Source organism: Flavobacterium wongokense (genome assembly GCF_021608265.1).
GTDB classification, from domain to species: Bacteria; Bacteroidota; Bacteroidia; order Flavobacteriales; family Flavobacteriaceae; genus Flavobacterium; species Flavobacterium wongokense.
Map to the genome: position 1 here is coordinate 41715 of NZ_JAKIHP010000003.1, position 18476 is coordinate 60190.

Sequence of the window (18476 nt, forward strand, 5' to 3'; positions counted from 1 at the left end):
TAAGATTTTGTTGGTTTAGATTATAATTTGGCTACTGATTTTTTAGCGTTATCCGGAATAATAGTAGCGCCGTCAGGCAGGTTTTCAAAGCCTTTCAATACGATTCGGTCTCCCGAAGCGATGCCTTCGCTGATTAAATAATCGGTACCGCTTTTTCCTGATACTACAACTGGTTGTCTGCTTACTGCATTCTTTTTATCTACAAGGAATACATACACCTTATCCTGTATTTCAACAGTAGCGTCCTGTGGAATTACAATTGCGTTTTGATGATTGATGCTGATTTTCACCTTTCCGGTATTTCCGGAACGCAGTAAACCGTTGGCATTTGGGAATTTTGCTCTTAAGGTAATCGCACCTGTTGTTTTGTCAAACTGGCCGTCAACCATATCAATCTTTCCCTGTTGCGGATAAACCGTATCATCAGAAAGCACTAAGGAAACCGGAGCCAAACCTTTTAATTTGTCATTTAATGTGTTCCCTTTGTATTGTGCCTTAAAGTTGATGAAGTCATTTTCACTCAAAGAGAAATAAGCGTATACATCCCTGGTATCCGAAAGTGTAGTCAAAGCTTCAGGGTCAGCCTGGTTGATTAAGCTTCCCTGTTTTTTTGGAAGCCTTCCAATATAACCGCTAACCGGAGCTTTGATTAAGGTGTAACCCAGATTAATCTGTGCAGTTCCTACTACGGCTCTTGATTGTGCCACAGTTGCTTTGGCTATCGCCAGATTGGCTTTGGCTGTTTTCAATTGGTAATCCGATACAACTTTGTTGGCTACCAATGGAGTCAGTTTGTCAATTTCCAACTGGGCATTGATTACTGCAGCCTCTGCAGCGTTCAAACTTGCAGTAGCATTGTTGTACTGCTGGCGGAACGGATTGTCATTGATTTTAAATAAAGGCTGCCCTGCTGTAACATAAGCACCTTCATCTACAAAGATTTTATCCAAAGTCCCACTAACCTGTGGGCGGATTTCAACGTCTGTTTTTCCTTGTATTGCTACAGGATATTCGGTGTCGGTGTTGGCCGAAGCGTAAGCAACATCCATAACAGGTAAGGTTGCCGGAGCGTTTTGTGGTGCACCGGCATTCTTATCGGCGCAGCTTGCTAAAAATAGAGCGACTAAGCTCAGAGTGATGAATTTGTACATAAGATTAGATTTTGTTGTTAGTATTGATGTTAATTGTTGATTTTGCTTTTTCATGAGATTGGATTTTGCTAGTTATTGATGTTGAGTTTTTGTTTTTAGTTTTGGAATAAACGTTCCAGAATTAATGCTGTTTGTTAAAAATTTACTGCCTCTTAACTTCTTAATTTTGAAACGTTTGTTCCAGAATTAGAGCTGTTTTTAAAAATTATTATAGTTCTTCCCGACATTTACTTTTTGAAATAAACGTTCCAGAATTGGTGTTAAAAAAAAGTATTAACGCGTAATACTTTTAATAAGGTATTCAGACATCTTTTTGATGATGATGGGATCTTGGTTTATGATAAAGGTCTGTTTCCATCCTGTAAATGTCGTCATAATGTATTCTGCAAGTAGCGAAGCATCTTCACTTCCATCCAACTCTCCATCATCTATCGCCTTTTGGATCAGGTTGGTCATCATTTGTTGATAACGCGACCCGTTTTTGCATAATAAATTCCGAACCTCTTCGTCTTCAGGTGCAATTTCAAACACGGTCTTAATACCCAGACAACCTCTTTCGCTGTCGACAACCCATGCCGCTTTATCCCTGATGATATTAATCAATGCCTTTAAAGCTGATTCCTCTTTGGCAATCTTTTCTTCCGTTTCACGAAATCCGGCTTCTACATAAGAAGTTACACATTTAATGAAAAGACAGTGTTTGTCGCCAATAGTATTATACAAACTGCTTCGGTTAATCTGCATCGCATCTACCAAATCCTGCATGGAAGTACCGTGATAGCCTTTTTCCCAAAAGACGTTCATTGCTTTTTCTATGATCTCACATTCATTAAATTCAACACTGCGTGCCATGATATTCAAATTACTGGGACAAAGATATAATTAATTTTGAAACGGTTGTTCCAGAATTAACGTTTTTTTATAATTATTTTAAAAAACGCAATGAAATCAGGGTCTCACGTATAGTGACTATAATTAAGTAGAGTGGTTGTAATGATTATTATTTTTATCATTACTTTTTTTCTTGATAAAAAAAGTAACTAAAAAATGCTGCGCCAGTTCGCTTCGCTCGTGTCAGGCCTACTTATAAAAATCTCTAAAACTACTTCGAAGTTGCGTTCCGCGTCCCAAGCCGTTCGCTTCGCTCAACTCGTGGAGCGCTGCCCCTGCGCTTCTTCATTGTTTTATTACGATTTTTATATGAGGGCGGCTTTTACCCCACTGTTCTAAGACGCAGTTTTTTAGTATTAGACCTTAGGCAAAGCCTAACGGATGAAATAATCTGGCAGGCTACCAACCGTAACCCGCATGGCAATTATACAAACCTTACCCTGCATCGTACAACAATCCCCCAAGCAATAGCACCACCTTTGTAGTGTTGTGATACCTAATTCACAACACTAAATACTAAATATGAAAAAGTTAATTTTTATTGCCGCTGTTATTGTTGTTGGATTGTCATTTAACGCCTGCAGCAGCGATTCCAACGATTCAGGCAAGTATGCGTACAAGGTGCGTATGACGGATGCTCCCGGACCTTATGACGAAGTAAACATTGATTTACAGGCTGTAGAGGTGATTGGAAGCAACGGACAGACCATCACGCTGAATACCACTGCCGGGATTTACAACCTATTGACTTTGTCGAATGGTATCAGTACCATGATTGCCACGAGCGAAATGGGCGATGTTAAGGCATCGCAGATCCGATTATTATTGGGGAACAACAATACCGTTAAACTGAATGGTATCGTATATCCTTTATCAACACCAAGTGCCGATCAATCAGGTTTAAAGATCAATGTAACGCAGACCTTGTTGGAAAATGTTGAAAACGAAATCCTAATCGATTTTGATGCCAACACTTCTATCGTGGAAACCGGAGCAGGTGTTTACAAACTGAAACCGGTATTGAGAACCATTGTTGCTTCTACATCAGGAATCATCCTGGGAAGAATCAACTCAGTGGGAACTAAAGCGGTGATTATGGCTACCTCTTCTTCAAACGTAGAGTATTCTACCAATGTAAATGCAGCCGGAATGTTCCAAATGGCAGGCCTTCCTGCAGGAACGTACACGGTAACCGCTACACCTGCATTCCCTGGTCAGGCGGTAACACAGCAAAATGTGGTAGTAACCAATAGTACCACTACCAATATTGGAGCTATAAACCTATAGTGCTATGATTTAAAAGGTTAGGTTAGTTTTTAAGCCCATAGTACTTAAAAGGAACCGTCTGCAGAGCAACCTGTGGGCGGTTTTTATTTTGAATAAGGCTTCTCGATACATTTCGTCATCACTGACGAAACACTCGAAGTGACGGATGTAATTACTCGAAATGGAAATTATGAAACCCCGTCCAAAAATCCTGTAAATGAAAAAGATAGCCCCTTTTATAATTTTGTAAAGTCAAATAAAAACAATTACGATGAAAGCCCACGAAATCCTTAACCCACTAACAGCCTGCACCAATGTATTGGAGTCGGCGCTATTAACAACAATCCACCTTATCAATGGGGACAGGATTATTACTGAAGCTGACGTTTACGAAAGCGAAACTGATTATGAACATGCTTTTGGTGAATTTTACCCTGCGGGAATTTAATAAGGCTGTATATGATTTTATTAATACTCCTTACTGCAGCGTTTGCCGCCACCAGCCTAAAGACTATCTTTAGTTACGTTACTTCGGAAATGTTCCACCAGCCTTTCCAGGAACCTTATCTTTTGGCTGCTGTCATCAGTCACTTCAATGTACTCGATACCAAGACCAACCGCAGGATTGGTTTGGGCGTACAGTACGCTATGGGCTTTTTGTTTGTCATCGTATTCCAGGCACTGCTTGCGAATGGGTGGATGACGCTTTCCTATGAAAACATATTACTTTATGGATCGCTTATCGGAATCTTCAGCATACTGTTCTGGGCATTCCTGTTTGTCAAATCCCAAAGCCGGCCACAAATGAACGCTGCGGGATATTATAGCCTGCTGTTTGCAGGGCATATCGTTTTTGCCTTTGCCATGGCAGGGTGTTATATCATTATTTAATTCTACCACAATTAAATGCGGAAACCGCCTGAACTAGTTTATAGGCGGTTTTTTTATTATCTATTACTTTTTTCCTTGATGAAAAAAGTAATCAAAAAAATCAAGCCTGCATATAAAAATCTCAAAAACTACTTTGAAGCTTCGTTCCGCGCCCCAAGCCGTTCGCTTCGCTCAACTCGTGGAGCGCTGCCACTTTGCTTCTGCATTGTTTTATTACGATTTTTATATGAGGGCGGCTTTTACCCCGCTGTTCTAAGAAGCAGTTTTTTTGGCATCAGAATCTGGCAGGCGAGTGTCAAATATTCGAAGAATCTGTAAAATGAAAAGCTGTTTGAGCATAGCGAGTTCTTTTCATTTAAGATTCGAGAATAAATTTGACCGCCGAAGATTCAAAGCCTTGACCTTTTGTTTCTTTTGGGTCAAGCCAAAAGAAAATAAAAAAATCAAACAATCGTTACTGCCCCCATATACACACTCGTCGCATACGCCTTCCCTGTCTCTGATGCAAACGTAATCCAACTTTGCACTTCAAGCCCCGAGAAATACGACGACAACGTAATCGTAACCGAACCGGCATTGCGGACTGCCGCGTTGAGCAGTGTGTAATACAGGTTTTCTGCCGGAGCATAGATTACGACTACCAGCTGGTCGGTAGCCTTGGCACTACCCTGCCCAGAATTGTCCTCCCAGGTGTAGCTGATCTTTTCGGCAGTGGTAGATGCCGCAGTTGGATTCTGTACCCCCACCAAATCTCCCTTACTAATCAGCACCTTGTTATACAGGATGTCAAAGTTGGGGTCTACGTACTCCACCGCTTCGGTCATGTGGTAGGACATCGCCTGGTTCCTGCGGCTAACGTAACCTCCACTGTGCCCAAAATACCGTGACAGCACATTGCTCATCGGTGAAAGGAATTCAGCTACCGTAGTAAACAGCTGGCGTTGGAGCTGCTGCGTCTCGGTTGGGGTGCGGTTGGTTTTCTTTGGAAGTGATCGCATCACATCCTTACCTCTCCAGTTGGCACCAACCACTGTACCAACCTTTCCTGAAAATGGGCCCAATATGCCCTTGTTATAAGTTCCCATAATTTTTTGTTTTAACGGGTTACTAAATAGTTCCTCAGCCCTAGTGGTAACTGATTGAGGACAAAGCTAGAACAGCGGTTTTAGGCTCGCAATGGCGTGAACACCTGTGAACGAAATTGAACAGTAGTGATGCATATTGAACGCTAAAGAACGCTATTGACGTTTAATGAACACTTCTTTTGCCATTTTTGATATGGTTTTTCGGATGTTGTTCGGGTGTTGGTTGGGTTTTGTTCGCAAAATGGGTGGTTTTTGTGGAGAAGACCCGAACATAATGCGAAAGAATTATGGATTTTAGTAAGTAAGTTATTAACAATTAGTTGTAAGAACTGAAAAGATTAATTACGTTAGCTAACCAATAAATCCATTGTCTTTCAAATAAATATAAAAAAGTACTTATGCCATTAGATTCAAAAAGATTAAAACAGGTTACCAACAGTCTCAAAAAAAGTTTGGATAATTGGGATTTCAAAAAAGCAATTGCAGCAAGTAAGGATGAAACCCAAACTCGTGACAACTTAATTCACACTTTTTTAAATCATTTGAATTATAGAAAAATTGACCACTATACTCATGAATATTATGCAGATATGGCGGACAAAAAAAACCGCCGTGTTGACATTGCAATTACATTAGGAAAAAAAGAACCTGTAATGTTGGTCGAATGCAAGAGTGTGACTGCCAATTTAACCGATAATCACTTCAGGCAGTTGAATGAGTACTGTTTGTATACTCCTTCTGCGAAAATTGGTATTGTCACTAATGGAATCATCTATAATTTCCATGCAGTCGATACAAAACAGAAAAAGGGATTGAATCCAAAACCTTTTTTTGCATTTAACCTTTTGGCATATGAAACTGCTGATATAGAAAAGCTGGCATTATTCAATCATCAGAATCTTGAAATAAAAGATATCCTAGCAGAAGCAGAAGATATTTATTTTCTGGATGAATTTGATAATGCTTTCTGTCAAACCTTATCAGTTCCAAGCGATGATTTAGCTAAACTTATCTATAAAAATATGGGCGGACAACGCTCTTCTGATAAGGTACTAAATCAAATAAAACTTTTGGTTAACTCAGGCTCGATTAAAACAGCCCTGGATAAAGTAATTAAAAAAGAAATTGCTGCTTCAAATTCAGGTATCATAACAACAGATGAAGAAATCAAGGCATATAATGTTGTGAAGACCATTTTAGCAATGTCATCTAAAATTAAGGAACCTCAGCTTTCCCGAATTACTTATCGTGATATGAAAAACAAATTTGCCATAATTGTTGATGAGAATCAGAACAAAAATATCTGCTCCTTTGTGTTTAAAGAAAAAGTAAAAACTGTTGAAATAAATGGATTTCGTTATGATTTAGAAGAAGTAACAGTTGCTACAATTACAAAGCTGAAAAAGGAATTATTAGAATCAGCATTGAGTAACTTATATTAATTAATTCTTTATTTTGCTGTGCTTATATGATCTTTCTCAATTACAAAACTCCTAATTGATAAACAAAAAATAAAATACATGAGCAAACGATACGCAATCACTATCGGAATTAATGATTACGAAATAAAGCCTCTGTCATTCTGCGCAAAAGATGCATCTAACATGGCACAGGTTTTTACAGAATTTTGTAATGTTGATGATGGAAATCTTAGAATTATAAAAAGTGAAAAAACGAAACCAAATGGGAATATTTGGGAAACTTTTGTAAAAACAATCGAAGCATTAAGTAATGAGTTTCAATATTCCAACGATGACATATTTTTTTACTTTTCAGGGCATGGAATACCTGCAAACGAAACGACTGTAATATTCAAGGACAAGGCTGTTACAATTTCCGAGATAATAGCCGAACTTGAAAAGCTTTCACCCAAAACAAAGATTTTAATTTTTGATAGTTGCTATTCTGGAATTGGATATCCCGAAGCAGATAAATCTGCACAATTCTTTTCGCTAAGTTCAAAAAAATCAACAGGTTATTATATAATTTCAGCCAGCTCCGCAGATGAAAAGGCAAAAGAATCAATAGATCTTCAAAATGGAAGATTTACTTATTTTTTAATTTCTGCCATTTCTGATTTAGTCTCTTATGATGAATATGAATGCCTTGATGTAAATACATTGTTTTCAAAAGTTGACTCTTTTTTTAAATCGAATCCTCATTTCGATCAAAGCCCTTTTCAACAAGTTAAAAGTATTGGCAGCTATCCTTTGGCTAATAGTTTTGAAAGCAATAACTTCTACGCAAGACATGATATTGACGACCCTTCAGACTTCAATTGGGCGAGTCTGTTGAATTCATTTAATCGCTATCTGAGTACAAAAGAATCTGTAAAAGGGGAATTTCTCAGATTGGCACGGGAACACTTTGATAATGTAGCATCATCTTCTAAAGGAAATTCAACGGTACGAAGCATTGAAGTTATGAAAAATCGTATCACATTCGTTGATGATGGCACTTATTTTAATTTATTTGATAAGAATGAAGGAGTTAAGGCCGGAGGGGGAATAAAAACTGCACAGCAATTTTTAAAAGACTTTGGTGACTTTTTCAGTTTTAAATCTTACACTGACAATGGCCTGAATTTTTATGATTTTTATTTTAAGGAATTGGGCATGAACGAAATTTGCCAGATAAATGTTAGCTGGAAAGAAGTTTATGATTTGAACAAACAAGTTTTAGATATACCTGATGAATGTGATGGTTACACAATACGATTTGAGAACTACGTTATGATGAGGAGTTTAATTAAACTTTCTATTAATAATTTTTTAAGTGAGGCTCAAAGGCATGGGAAAACCATAACACTTGAATTCAATGAAAATGATAGGTTGGTTAAAGAAACGGAATCATTTATAAGAGAATATAATGCACAAGATTGGATAAAAATCAAATTATACAAGGATTAAAAGTAGAGGGCTCAAACAGTTTCCCGTCCTCGCCCTCATATAATACTGCAAACATACAAACTATTTATCATCAAACCGCTTCGAAGGATCATCCAACTTAATAATGGTATTAAGGAATTCCTGCGTAAAGAAGTTCTTTGGATAGTAGTACTTGTTTCCAATCTTATTACAGGGTATGGTTCCGTTGGCACGGAGCCGGCGTAAGGTGGAGTCGCTGCAATTCAGCAGCTCGCGCATTTGGTAACTGTCGAGCAGTATTTCTTCGGGTTGGGTGTTTCCAATAACTTGAATAAGCGCTTCAAGTTGGTCTATTCTCTTCATGAGAATGTTAAAGTATTTTTGAGTCATAAGCAAAATAATTTAACAGACCTAGTGGCGTCAGTCCGTGAGTGCGACATAAGATTGCGATTACAAATGCCGTGCCTTTTTTCTCATTTTGCGATTCTTAAGCATTTCTTAAGTGAAATTACCGGTAGCATTATACAATTCAAATTTTGCTTATCTTTCCACTTAATTAATAAGTTCGCCATTGCTGCAGGAACCGTCGGCACCTCATAAGCAATTGCTAAAAACCCTCTATTAAAAACATTATGAAAATTTATTTATTGTTTCTTTGCTGTTTTATTTCCCAATACAATTTCAGCCAGAAGAGTGTCCCTAAAGGCTCTAAACCATTGCCATCAAGAACGGTAATAGATGCAGCCTTTCCAGGCGATATGAAACTATTTAATAAATACCTCCACTATAATTTATACTGGCCGGATAGTGAAAATGATATAACCGGAGAGATTGTGATGAGTTATACGATAGGGGTCGAGGGCTTTGTAACAGAGGCTAAACTTGTAAAAAACGACCTGGGAAATTTTGGTGAGCAGCTTGCAATTGAAGCAGCAAGAGCGCTAAGGAAATCTCCGATGTGGCAGCCGGCAACCCTTAATGGCAAGAAGGTTCCAATCACTAAATTAATTGCATTACCATATCCTAAACCCTAAACTGCAACACCTATAACAGCGTTTTGACTGAAAGTAAAATTTGTTTATATTAGGGTCATCTAACAATCCTATGACCAACTAACCAGCGTAACGATACATGACCAACCCTAACTGCCTTAACTGCGGAGACCAATTGACCAATAAATTCTGTTCGGGCTGCGGGCAGAAAGCCGACACCCACCGCATTACCTTTAAAAACTTTATCTTCCACGATGTGGTGCACGGTACGTTCCATCTTGATAAGGGAATCCTGTTTACCGCGAAGCAGGCATTGGTACGCCCGGGAAAAGCCGCACTGGAATACATTGCAGGAAAACGCAAGCGGTATTACAATGTGTTTTACCTGATCCTGATGGCTATTGGGGTGATGCTGTTCATACGTCATATCGATGAGCTGCTCTACCCTGAAGAAGTCCTCCCTCCTAAGGTTTACCTGAATGAAGCCAGCAGGAAGATGGACGAACTATTTATCCAGAAAAGCAAATTCATCCTGTTTCTGTATGTGCCCTTTGCCGCATTGAACACCTTTATTTTATTCCGAAGGAAGAAACTCAATCTAAGCGAGCATTCGATAATATCCGGAATGATATTGCTGGGGATTTTACTGTTGGGCACTTTCGCCAATCTCTATTTTCCGATAAACAATTTTTTAAATTGGAGTGGCATGGCTGCCAGCATGGTCGTAACGGTCATCATCAATGCCTATGTAATTTATGGTTATATCAATGCCTTTGGCAGTGACTATTCCAAATGGGGCATTGCCTACAGGATGGTGTTGTTTTATGCCTTAATCTGCCTTGAAATCTACATTTTGTTCGTAATCGCTTTCGGCTTTGTATCAAATTGGAAATTTGGTCCGGTGAATATTGCTCCTTTTGGGTAATACCTTAGAAACAGTTTTCATTTCATCGGTAATTCGGGTTTTTTAACGAGAGTTTATGATAGTATTATGGTGGTTTACTAGGGTTTTGTATTTTTAATTGTAACTACCCACATTAATAACATATCCATGCCAGAATGCGGTTTTTCGGAAACACAGTTTTCCTTTTGTTTTACATTCGAATTCATTCAGAAATATACCTTTTGGTGCATCATCCCTTTTTTTCCGAGCACTTATATGGAAGGCCAGCCGGGCTATGGATATGATGTACAGGTAAATAACCATTTATATTTTCAGTTCAAAAGGCCGTTCCTGGTCAGTAGGCGACGTAATCCCAATCAAGCGCAGTGGGATACTTTTGGGCGTTCGTACCTGCGTATCCACATCCATACCGATGATGAACAGCATAAACTACTACACCTGCTGAAGGCAAGGGCACCACAAAATAAAGTGTTTTACATTGCCCCTGAATTCAATAGGCAGGACGATATCTCACGGCATTATATAAATAACCAGATTGTGCCCAACAGCCTGATTGTTGCCATTGAAGATTTTCCTCCACACGGAAGCGGCCATCACAGTCTTTGTTATTTAGCAGGTGCATCCTTTGCATACCTATTTTCCCAACCCCAACAAGTCAATAAACAAAACCTAGAGGAGCTTTTGTTTTCCGGAAACCGCGAACAACAAGCGTTACCCTTGGCCGAAGAAGCTGAAAGAATAATGGGACTGTTGAATGAATTGAAGATGCCAAGGAATTTGTTTATCAATCAGCCGGAAGGCAGGGACGAAAGAGTAAACTATGTAAAGAACATATTGCTATCCCAATTCAACATCCTTTGGATGCCGGTAATTGCTGAAGGTCAGGAATTGACACTTAGGCTACGCTAAATAATACCGGACAAATTTTAATACAGCACATAATGAAATTTAAATTCAAACTTGCAAAATTTAAATACTTCCTGCTTAAAATCTTCAGGACTATACTCAGGGAGTTGTACCATTTGGATGTAATTTACAAGAACAAAATAATTAAACCGTCCAATTTAATCAAGGTAGCTGCTCCGCTTTTCCCAATTATTATAATTGCTTATCTTTTTAATAATTCCCATACAATTAGTAATCCCGATTTAAAAAAGATTTATACTGCCCTTGGTTCGTTATTTTTAATCGGCATCTCGTGGTTATTGATAAGATATCTTTCCAATAAACTACACAGTGGCGGCATTTCAAGTGATGATTTTATCTTTCCCGGAAAATATGTTATCATTAGAACTAAGGGCAGGTTTCATTTAAGAACAAGCCAGATTGATGACTCGTATTTCAAATTTCCCACACCTCAGCAAATCACAGATATTTCACAGTTAAATGTTCGGGCGTTCCGAAACAGCGTTTGGGCAGACTCGTTTGTAAATAAATATAAAAGGAACAACTCCCATTTCAAAAAAAACAAGACGGTACTTATGCTTATTGTTAATGAGGAGTCAGAACCCATAGGCTACACCCACATAATTCCCGTAAATGAAAAAAAGATAGAAGATTATTTAAACGGAGAGATAGGAGATACTGAATTTACTTCTGAGTTGGTTTCCCCATTATCAACAATATTTGAGGATGAAAAAGCAGACATGTTGCTTGTCTTCAGCATTGCTTTTGTAAAAAAGGACATTACTTTGAAAAGTAAAAATGTAAAATTTGAAATTGGGAACCTATTGGAAGCAGCTTTTGCCTACCATATAAACCACATAATAACTTCCCATGACAGTTTGAAAGACCGTAAAAGCATTAAGGTCTTGCTGCAAACAAAAGACCAGCGTTATCTAAAACATTTACGGAAAAACATATACAAGTCCGATAAAATTTCGAATGAGAATATTGAGTTTTCGCATTTCTTTATTTCGAATAAGCATTAGCAACGGATTGCATTACAATTTATTTTACATTTTATCGGTAATTCTAGTTTTTAAACGAAAGTTTTAATCGCAATTACGCTTGTTTATCATCGTTTTGTAAATTTAAGGTACTAACCAAAACAATTTATAATGGCAAAAACAAGATTCGTGCAGCAAAATGCCCAACATGATGTGACACGTAGGATAAAGGTTCCTGTACAACGCGGACATGCAATGGTTGAAAGGATTTATCCCGAAATCACTAACCCTCCCGGGAATGAGATAGAATGGCTAAATCAAGACAACGGCGAAGGAGGATATAGTATTCGTATGTATCTAAAATATGATTATTTGCAGGTAAAGGACTTTGCCTTACTGATAGCAAACATAAACGATTTGTATGAGCTGGTTTACTTTATGCTATATGAGAAGGAAGTCGGGCCAAAAGAAATGTTAGTTATCAACCACGTAAAAACAGGACAATCCATATATACCGTATTTAGTGATCTTGTCAAGAATTCGCCGAAAAAAGTAAAGATTGCCTTAGCGGTTACGGTAGGTTTGCTTATAGGGATAGATAGAAATGATCACCACAATCAGGCTGTTGCCAATAAACAGCAAACTGAACAGATAACCTCATCGCATAAAAGGATTACAGACGCAACGGAAAGAAAGTTGGATGCAGATGCGAGAAAGGCAGATGCAGAAGCAAGGAAGGCAGATGCAGAAGCAAGAAAAGCAAATGCAGAGGCTGAAAGTGTAGAGTTCAATAATCTTTTAAGAAAAAATGAAATTGACGCAGCCAACATTAAGCGGATAAATACTCCCACAAACAGGAAGAAGATTAGCCAAAAAACAGAGAACGTGACGCAAATTGTTGGGCAAACTAACTTCAATCATGTAGAGTTTAACGGGAATGTTGTTTTCAACAATGCCAATAATGTAAATAATGAAAATAACACAAATGTCAATCAAGAAAATGAGGGCAATACAAATGGGAATGAGGAATAATCTCTCTTAAACCGTCTTAAAATAATGCTCCAATACTGCAGCCAATCGAATCCCTGCGTCCAATAACTGTGTTTTGATAATCGGATACACAGCGTCTACATAACGGTCGTCTGCCTTGTTGTTCTTTACGGTGTAGGCATCCTTTAGGTAGCCTCTGGATTGTTTTGCCCAGCCGATGACGTCTATTTTCTGTACGGCTGCCAGTTCTTCGGGAGTGTATTTTTTGCTGTTGAGCACATCAGCGAGCGAGGTTGCCTTATATTCTATGATGGCGTTATCCCAGGTGGCATGCAGGTTGGTTCCGCTGCTTCCCATAAAGTTCAGCTGTACGGTATTCCCACCTTTATCCGAAGGATAGCCTACGTGCAATGGCTGGTGCAAATCGCCAATCAGGTGGAAAAGGTACAAAATCCTCTTTTTGATTTCGTCATGCGAAAGTGTTTCCTTATGGTCGAGCTCCTTTAGCGTACGGTTTAAAACTGTTACGATGTTTTCAGGGTCGGCTGCCTGCGTTGCGCCTTTTTCAAAGTCGATGTAATGCCAGGGTTTCATATAGTCGTTGGCGTGGTCGCTTTTGATGGCGTCCATCCAGTTGGCGGCTTCTGCCAGCGTCATGCCGTCAAGGTATTTCATCACGTTGCGTTTGGTAGTTTCATCCATATGGCTAAAGGCTACCTGAGCGACTAATGTATGGCCCTCGCCTCCCCATGCAAAGGATTGGGCTGTAGCCAAAAGCAATACAACGGTCAGCACCGCAGTTCTGTAAAATGCATATTTCATAAAAGTGGGATTTTATGCGGGTAAAAGTAATCTAAGTAAGGAGTGTGGAGCGTTAGCAATGTGTTAAAAAGCGGAAGAGATTCAAAAATAGTTATTCCATAAGTTACAGATTATAGTATCTTTACCGCCAAATAATGACAGGATGAGAAAATTTATAGCACTTTTACTTTTAATCGGCTTTGGCGTTTCGGCACAAACCATAACCCGTATCCCTGGACCTGTTGATTCTGGTTTGGATGCTACAGACCGTGCTATGGTTCCTATTATTGTTAAGAACAATTTTCTGTATTGCTATACGACCAAAATGATAGGCACGGTACAGCGCTACCAAGTGGTAAGGGTTAATCTTGATACTGATGAAACCTTCATTTATAATGCGCCGGGTTTAGCAGGGTCAACCTATTTCTTTGCGAGGCCAAGGGAGTTCAAGTTTTACGACAACGACATCTATTTCCTTTGTGGTACCCGACTGAATAAGATCGACACACTCACTGATACCATTACTGAGCTTGCCCAGTGGTGTGATATTGTTTATGTCTTTAAGCATTATTTGATTTACAACTATAATTCGACCAATACTTATGTCAAGAATTTAATCACTAATACTACCCTTGAACTGAAATCTGGTGGCACATCAGCAATTGGGGAAACGGTAGGTTTTTACGAATATAACGATCAGTTGTATTTCAGGTCAGGAAGGCGCCGCATTGACAAATTCCTGCCGCCTAACTCAACCACTATCATTTATGATGCACCTTATCTGGCCTCTTCTTTAACATCAAGCCGGACTATTGTAACCAAAGTCAATAATAACTTGGTATACCTGGTGATTTATAATGGGGCGTTTAAGTTTGTTTCGTTCAACCTCGATACGAATGCCATCAATACAAACTTTGCCTGGGATACGCTTGAGCAATACGATACGTCGGTTAGTTTTCCGTTTGTGCTCAACAATACAATATATCTTACGAATGATAATGGAGTGTATACATCGGATGGAGTGAGCACACCGGTTTTGACTACGCTTCCGTTTAAGACCTTCTACGGAACCTTCTACAACAATAAGATTTATGGCACGGTATACGGCACTCCTTATGGCCCTGAATTATGGAAAACCGATGGTACCAATGCAGGTTCCGAACTGGTAAAGGATATCAACGAAGGAAGCGAGGGAATGAGCCCTATTTATCCGTTGGTACATAACAATGCCCTTTTCTTTGTAGCCACCAAAAGCAATTCCCCAAGTGATGGCTGGCGCATCTATACTTCTGATGGCACTGAAGCCAATACGCTCCCTATCGTAGCACCAAACTATTTTACAACTGCCAGCGGTTATTATTCGGGACCATTATTGGCCTATAATAATTACCTCTATTTTTATGCGGTAACCGCAACCGAATCGGGATTGTACAAAATGGACATTGCTGCTTATAACCTTGCAACTTCTGACATTGCAAGACCTAAAAATACTTTTTACCCTAATCCAACAACTAACAGCATACACACTGATACCGATATGGAAAACATTGCTGTTTATTCGGTGAGAGGGGAACTTGTTTACGAGGTGAAAAATACCAAAGAAGCTAACCTTACTTCATTGCCAACCGGTGTTTATTTTGTGAAAAGCATTTCAACCGAAGGCATGACTTCTATACAGAAAATCATCAGGCAGTAAGTCAATCATACAAAGTGAAATGCCTATATTCGCAAACGCTAAATCTATAAAACAAATTACAACTATAAAAATACCATTACAATGAAACTACGCTATTTTGCTTTTTTAATCTGCCTTATGACAACTTTCCAGGGATATTCGCAAACTACAGCCAACAGGAAAAACCCTTTCCTCGTAGAGAAGAACACTGTTGTTGACTACGCTAAAGTTACTCCCGCTGACGTAGACGATTATGCTAAACATACGCTAAATGCGGTAAAGGAAATGATTACAAGAATCAAGAAAGAGCCGACTATAAGCTTTGACAATGTTTTTGGAAGCATGGATGAGATCAAGAACAAGATCTATACAACAAGCAACAACTGCTTTATGATGTATTGGGTTTCTACCGATTCGATAACCCGTGCAAAAGGACTGGCAGGTTACCAGCTGTTGGATTCGCTTTCCACCAGCATGTATTCTGACAAGGATATCTACAACAAAATGCTGAAATTTAAAGCTTCACCCGATTATGGCAAACTGAAAGAAAACAGAAAGATATTGGTTGATGATATGATCCTTGGTTTTGAACTTTCGGGAGTGAACCTGAGTGAAGATAAACTGTCACAGTATAAAACACTTTCAAAGGAAATCAACGAATTGTCTACCAATTATTCGAACAATATGAATTCTGCTAAGGATATCCTAACCCTTGACAACAAAGGTGCAGAAGGACTTCCTGAAGATTTTAAGGCGAACTACAAAGTAGGCGATCATTATGAAATACCAATTATAAACGCTACCAACGAAACGGTAATGGGAACTGCTTCGAATGAAGAAACGCGAAAAGCCTATTACACCAAGTTTTTTAATCGTGCAGCCGATAAAAACATCGACATCCTTGACCAAATGGTAAAAAAACGTGACGAACTGGCAAAGGTTATGGGCTATCCAACCTATGCGAGTTATGCTACGGTTACCAGAATGGCTAAGAATCCGCAGACTGCCTGGAGTTTTGTCAATGATTTAATCAGCAGGGTTAGGGAAAAAGCAAAAGCGGATGTTGTTTTACTGGAGAATGAGAAAAAATCGGAGTCGAAAGGCGGTGCCGCTAAGTTAGAGCCTTGGGATATTGCTTACTACAAAACCCAAATCCAGAAAAGACAATACAATGTTAACAACGAAGAACTGAGGGCTTACTTCCCAATGGAAGGATGTCTGAAAGGCATGTTCGATATCTATCAGAAATTATTGGGAATGCAGTTCAAAAAAGTTCAGAACCCATCGGTTTGGAGCCCAGAAGTTGAAATGTATGAAGTGTATGAAGGCACTAAACTTAAAGGTAAATTCTATATGGACCTTTTCCCAAGGCCAAATAAGGAAACCTGGTTTTATGGTGTAAACATCGTTTCAGGAAAAGGAAATGAATTCCCGGTTGCGATGCTTTTGGGTAACTTTACACGTCCTACAAAAACTTCGCCTTCGCTGTTGAGCCAAAAGGAATTGAAAACCTTATTCCACGAATTTGGGCACATCGTAAATATGATGTCGTACCACGGCGAGTTTTCATCACAGCAGGAATCAAAAGCCGACTTCACTGAGTCGATGTCGCAGTTGTTTGAAAACTGGATTGCCGATTACAATATGGTAAGCACTTTTGCAAAACACTATAAAACGGGTAAACCATTGCCAAAGGAAACGTTCGATAATATGCAGAAAGCAAAAAAAGTGGCTTCGGGAATTGGTACGATCCAATCATTGCAGCGTTGTGTGTATGACTTGAATTTGTATGACAAATACAATCCGGAAAAACCGCTTTCTACAGACCAATTATGGAAAGATATTGACAAGCAATTGGGTGTGATGGATTTTTATGTACCGGGCACGCATTACCAGGCAAACTGGATACACATCAATACACATCCGGTATACTATTATGGATACTTGTGGTCTGAAGTGTATGCTTTGGATATGTTTACCCAATTTGAAAAGAACGGCCTAACCGATACCAAAACAGGTATGCGCTATCGTGAACTTATCCTTGCCAACGGTACGCAGCGCGATATCGTAAAAGCAGTTGAGGAATTCCTGGGAAGGCCATCGGACAATAAGGCCTATATCAAAAGCCTGGATCTTTAAATAAAAAATACCCTATAAAAACAGGGCATTTTAATATGAAATCGAAGATGGAATCCTATATTCCATTTTCGATTTTTGTTTTTGAAATATATTGATGTATATGGTATGTAAATTTATATGGCAAACTGATAGCTGTCGCCCAAATAAATCACATCATTGGAATCATCGCTTTCGTAAACAAAATAACCATTGTCTTTTTCAAAATCTTCGGGCTCTAAAATGTAATTTTCTTCATAAAAGGATAATGTTTTGTACTGTGAAACGCTTCCTTGTTGGATGCCGTTTCGTTGGGTATTATTTTTCATGATTTCTATGATTTTATTATACCAAATTTATATTGAAAATCGCCTAAACTCCTTATACCATTGCGTTGGTATCTTATATAATTTACGAATGGACATCGTGTAAACCTGATTGATAATTATATAAATATTCAAAACGGAGCTGTTTGAGAATTTATAATCACAATATTAACCCAAAAAACCACTGGTTCCTTTTTATATAGGCTACCTTGTAAAAAAATAAAATTATGTCAGATAAAAACAAAAAGCAGTTTGGTGTTTGGATTGATTCCCATAACGCAATAATTGTAGGGAAAGAAAGTGTGGATAAAGGAGAATTTATTATTCTTGGACAGGTATCGAATCCGGGGCCGGATAATAATTCCAATGAAAAAACGGCAAATAACCAGGAAATTGGACTAACTCATAAATACTTCAAGGAAATTGCCGGCAAAATGCCTAACATTGATGAAATCCATTTAACAGGAACGGGGCAAATACAAGAACAGTTTATAAAATTCCTTTCCGATACACCTCAATATAAAAATGCGCAATCTACAGAAAGTACTTCTAATAAAATGAGTGACGAAAACCTTATTCTTTTTATTGCAAAACATTTTAATTAGAAAATCAGAAATAAGACTTTATGCAATC

Annotated in this window: 19 protein-coding genes; 13 read left to right on the plus strand and 6 right to left on the minus strand. The window is 38.6% G+C overall.

Going from position 1 to position 18476, the window contains the following annotated elements:
• Positions 1 to 20: 20 nt before the first annotated feature.
• Both L1S31_RS09410 and L1S31_RS09415 read right to left on the minus strand, forming a co-directional pair.
• Entirely contained in the window at positions 21 to 1151 is a 1131-nt protein-coding gene (locus L1S31_RS09410) for an efflux RND transporter periplasmic adaptor subunit (protein WP_236464476.1), read from the minus strand.
• Between the two features lie 273 nt (positions 1152 to 1424).
• Positions 1425 to 2003 (minus strand): TetR/AcrR family transcriptional regulator, encoded by a 579-nt coding sequence (locus L1S31_RS09415; protein WP_236464477.1) that lies wholly within the window; start codon positions 2001 to 2003, stop codon positions 1425 to 1427.
• 561 nt (positions 2004 to 2564) lie between these two features.
• On the opposite strand from L1S31_RS09415, the gene L1S31_RS09420 reads away from it, so the two are divergent.
• The 3 genes from L1S31_RS09420 (at position 2565) to L1S31_RS09430 (ending at position 4199) form a co-directional block, all read left to right on the plus strand.
• On the plus strand, positions 2565 to 3329 hold the full coding sequence (locus L1S31_RS09420) for a DUF4382 domain-containing protein (protein WP_236464478.1): 765 nt from the start codon (positions 2565 to 2567) through the stop codon (positions 3327 to 3329).
• A 250-nt stretch (positions 3330 to 3579) separates the two neighbouring features.
• Positions 3580 to 3756, plus strand: a complete 177-nt coding sequence (locus tag L1S31_RS09425; RefSeq protein ID WP_236464479.1) for a hypothetical protein — start codon at positions 3580 to 3582, stop codon at positions 3754 to 3756.
• An 11-nt stretch (positions 3757 to 3767) separates the two neighbouring features.
• Complete coding sequence (locus L1S31_RS09430; RefSeq protein ID WP_236464480.1) at positions 3768 to 4199, plus strand: hypothetical protein; 432 nt, start codon at positions 3768 to 3770, stop codon at positions 4197 to 4199.
• 443 nt (positions 4200 to 4642) lie between these two features.
• Here the strand turns inward: L1S31_RS09430 and L1S31_RS09435 are convergent, their stop codons facing one another.
• Complete coding sequence (locus L1S31_RS09435; RefSeq protein ID WP_255702239.1) at positions 4643 to 5284, minus strand: DUF6266 family protein; 642 nt, start codon at positions 5282 to 5284, stop codon at positions 4643 to 4645.
• A 398-nt stretch (positions 5285 to 5682) separates the two neighbouring features.
• Here L1S31_RS09435 and L1S31_RS09440 point away from each other — a divergent pair, with 398 nt between their 5' ends.
• Together L1S31_RS09440 and L1S31_RS09445 are read left to right on the plus strand one after the other, a co-directional pair.
• A complete protein-coding gene (locus L1S31_RS09440; RefSeq protein ID WP_236464481.1) occupies positions 5683 to 6726 on the plus strand; it encodes a type I restriction enzyme HsdR N-terminal domain-containing protein in 1044 nt (347 codons plus the stop codon).
• Positions 6727 to 6804: 78 nt separating this feature from the next.
• Complete coding sequence (locus tag L1S31_RS09445) at positions 6805 to 8193, plus strand: caspase family protein (RefSeq protein WP_236464482.1); 1389 nt, start codon at positions 6805 to 6807, stop codon at positions 8191 to 8193.
• A gap of 60 nt (positions 8194 to 8253) precedes the next feature.
• On the opposite strand, the gene L1S31_RS09450 is transcribed toward L1S31_RS09445, so the two are convergent.
• Positions 8254 to 8514 (minus strand): helix-turn-helix domain-containing protein, encoded by a 261-nt coding sequence (locus L1S31_RS09450; RefSeq protein ID WP_236464483.1) that lies wholly within the window; start codon positions 8512 to 8514, stop codon positions 8254 to 8256.
• Positions 8515 to 8783: 269 nt separating this feature from the next.
• Here L1S31_RS09450 and L1S31_RS09455 point away from each other — a divergent pair, with 269 nt between their 5' ends.
• From L1S31_RS09455 to L1S31_RS09475, 5 genes are all read left to right on the plus strand, one after another.
• Positions 8784 to 9185: an energy transducer TonB gene (locus L1S31_RS09455; RefSeq protein ID WP_236464484.1), complete on the plus strand. Its 402-nt coding sequence runs from the start codon at positions 8784 to 8786 to the stop codon at positions 9183 to 9185.
• A 97-nt stretch (positions 9186 to 9282) separates the two neighbouring features.
• Positions 9283 to 10068 carry a DUF3667 domain-containing protein gene (locus tag L1S31_RS09460; protein WP_236464485.1) on the plus strand — a complete coding sequence of 262 codons (786 nt, stop codon included), beginning with the start codon at positions 9283 to 9285 and terminating at the stop codon, positions 10066 to 10068.
• 126 nt (positions 10069 to 10194) lie between these two features.
• Positions 10195 to 10956, plus strand: a complete 762-nt coding sequence (locus L1S31_RS09465) for a hypothetical protein (RefSeq protein WP_236464486.1) — start codon at positions 10195 to 10197, stop codon at positions 10954 to 10956.
• A 32-nt stretch (positions 10957 to 10988) separates the two neighbouring features.
• The gene (locus L1S31_RS09470) at positions 10989 to 11978 is read left to right on the plus strand and encodes a hypothetical protein (protein ID WP_236464487.1); all 990 of its coding nucleotides are present in this window, start codon (positions 10989 to 10991) and stop codon (positions 11976 to 11978) included.
• A gap of 129 nt (positions 11979 to 12107) precedes the next feature.
• A complete protein-coding gene (locus L1S31_RS09475) occupies positions 12108 to 12968 on the plus strand; it encodes a hypothetical protein (RefSeq protein WP_236464488.1) in 861 nt (286 codons plus the stop codon).
• Positions 12969 to 12974: 6 nt separating this feature from the next.
• Here the strand turns inward: L1S31_RS09475 and L1S31_RS09480 are convergent, their stop codons facing one another.
• Positions 12975 to 13748, minus strand: a complete 774-nt coding sequence (locus L1S31_RS09480) for a S1/P1 nuclease (RefSeq protein WP_236464489.1) — start codon at positions 13746 to 13748, stop codon at positions 12975 to 12977.
• A gap of 142 nt (positions 13749 to 13890) precedes the next feature.
• Between L1S31_RS09480 and L1S31_RS09485 the strand changes: the two genes are divergently transcribed.
• Both L1S31_RS09485 and L1S31_RS09490 read left to right on the plus strand, forming a co-directional pair.
• Positions 13891 to 15423 (plus strand): T9SS type A sorting domain-containing protein, encoded by a 1533-nt coding sequence (locus tag L1S31_RS09485; protein WP_236464490.1) that lies wholly within the window; start codon positions 13891 to 13893, stop codon positions 15421 to 15423.
• An 81-nt stretch (positions 15424 to 15504) separates the two neighbouring features.
• The gene (locus L1S31_RS09490) at positions 15505 to 17541 is read left to right on the plus strand and encodes a M3 family metallopeptidase (protein WP_236464491.1); all 2037 of its coding nucleotides are present in this window, start codon (positions 15505 to 15507) and stop codon (positions 17539 to 17541) included.
• Between the two features lie 113 nt (positions 17542 to 17654).
• Here the strand turns inward: L1S31_RS09490 and L1S31_RS09495 are convergent, their stop codons facing one another.
• Positions 17655 to 17846, minus strand: a complete 192-nt coding sequence (locus L1S31_RS09495) for a hypothetical protein (protein WP_236464492.1) — start codon at positions 17844 to 17846, stop codon at positions 17655 to 17657.
• 224 nt (positions 17847 to 18070) lie between these two features.
• Here L1S31_RS09495 and L1S31_RS09500 point away from each other — a divergent pair, with 224 nt between their 5' ends.
• Positions 18071 to 18448, plus strand: coding sequence for a hypothetical protein (locus L1S31_RS09500; protein ID WP_236464493.1), 378 nt, complete (start codon positions 18071 to 18073; stop codon positions 18446 to 18448).
• Positions 18449 to 18476: the final 28 nt, after the last annotated feature.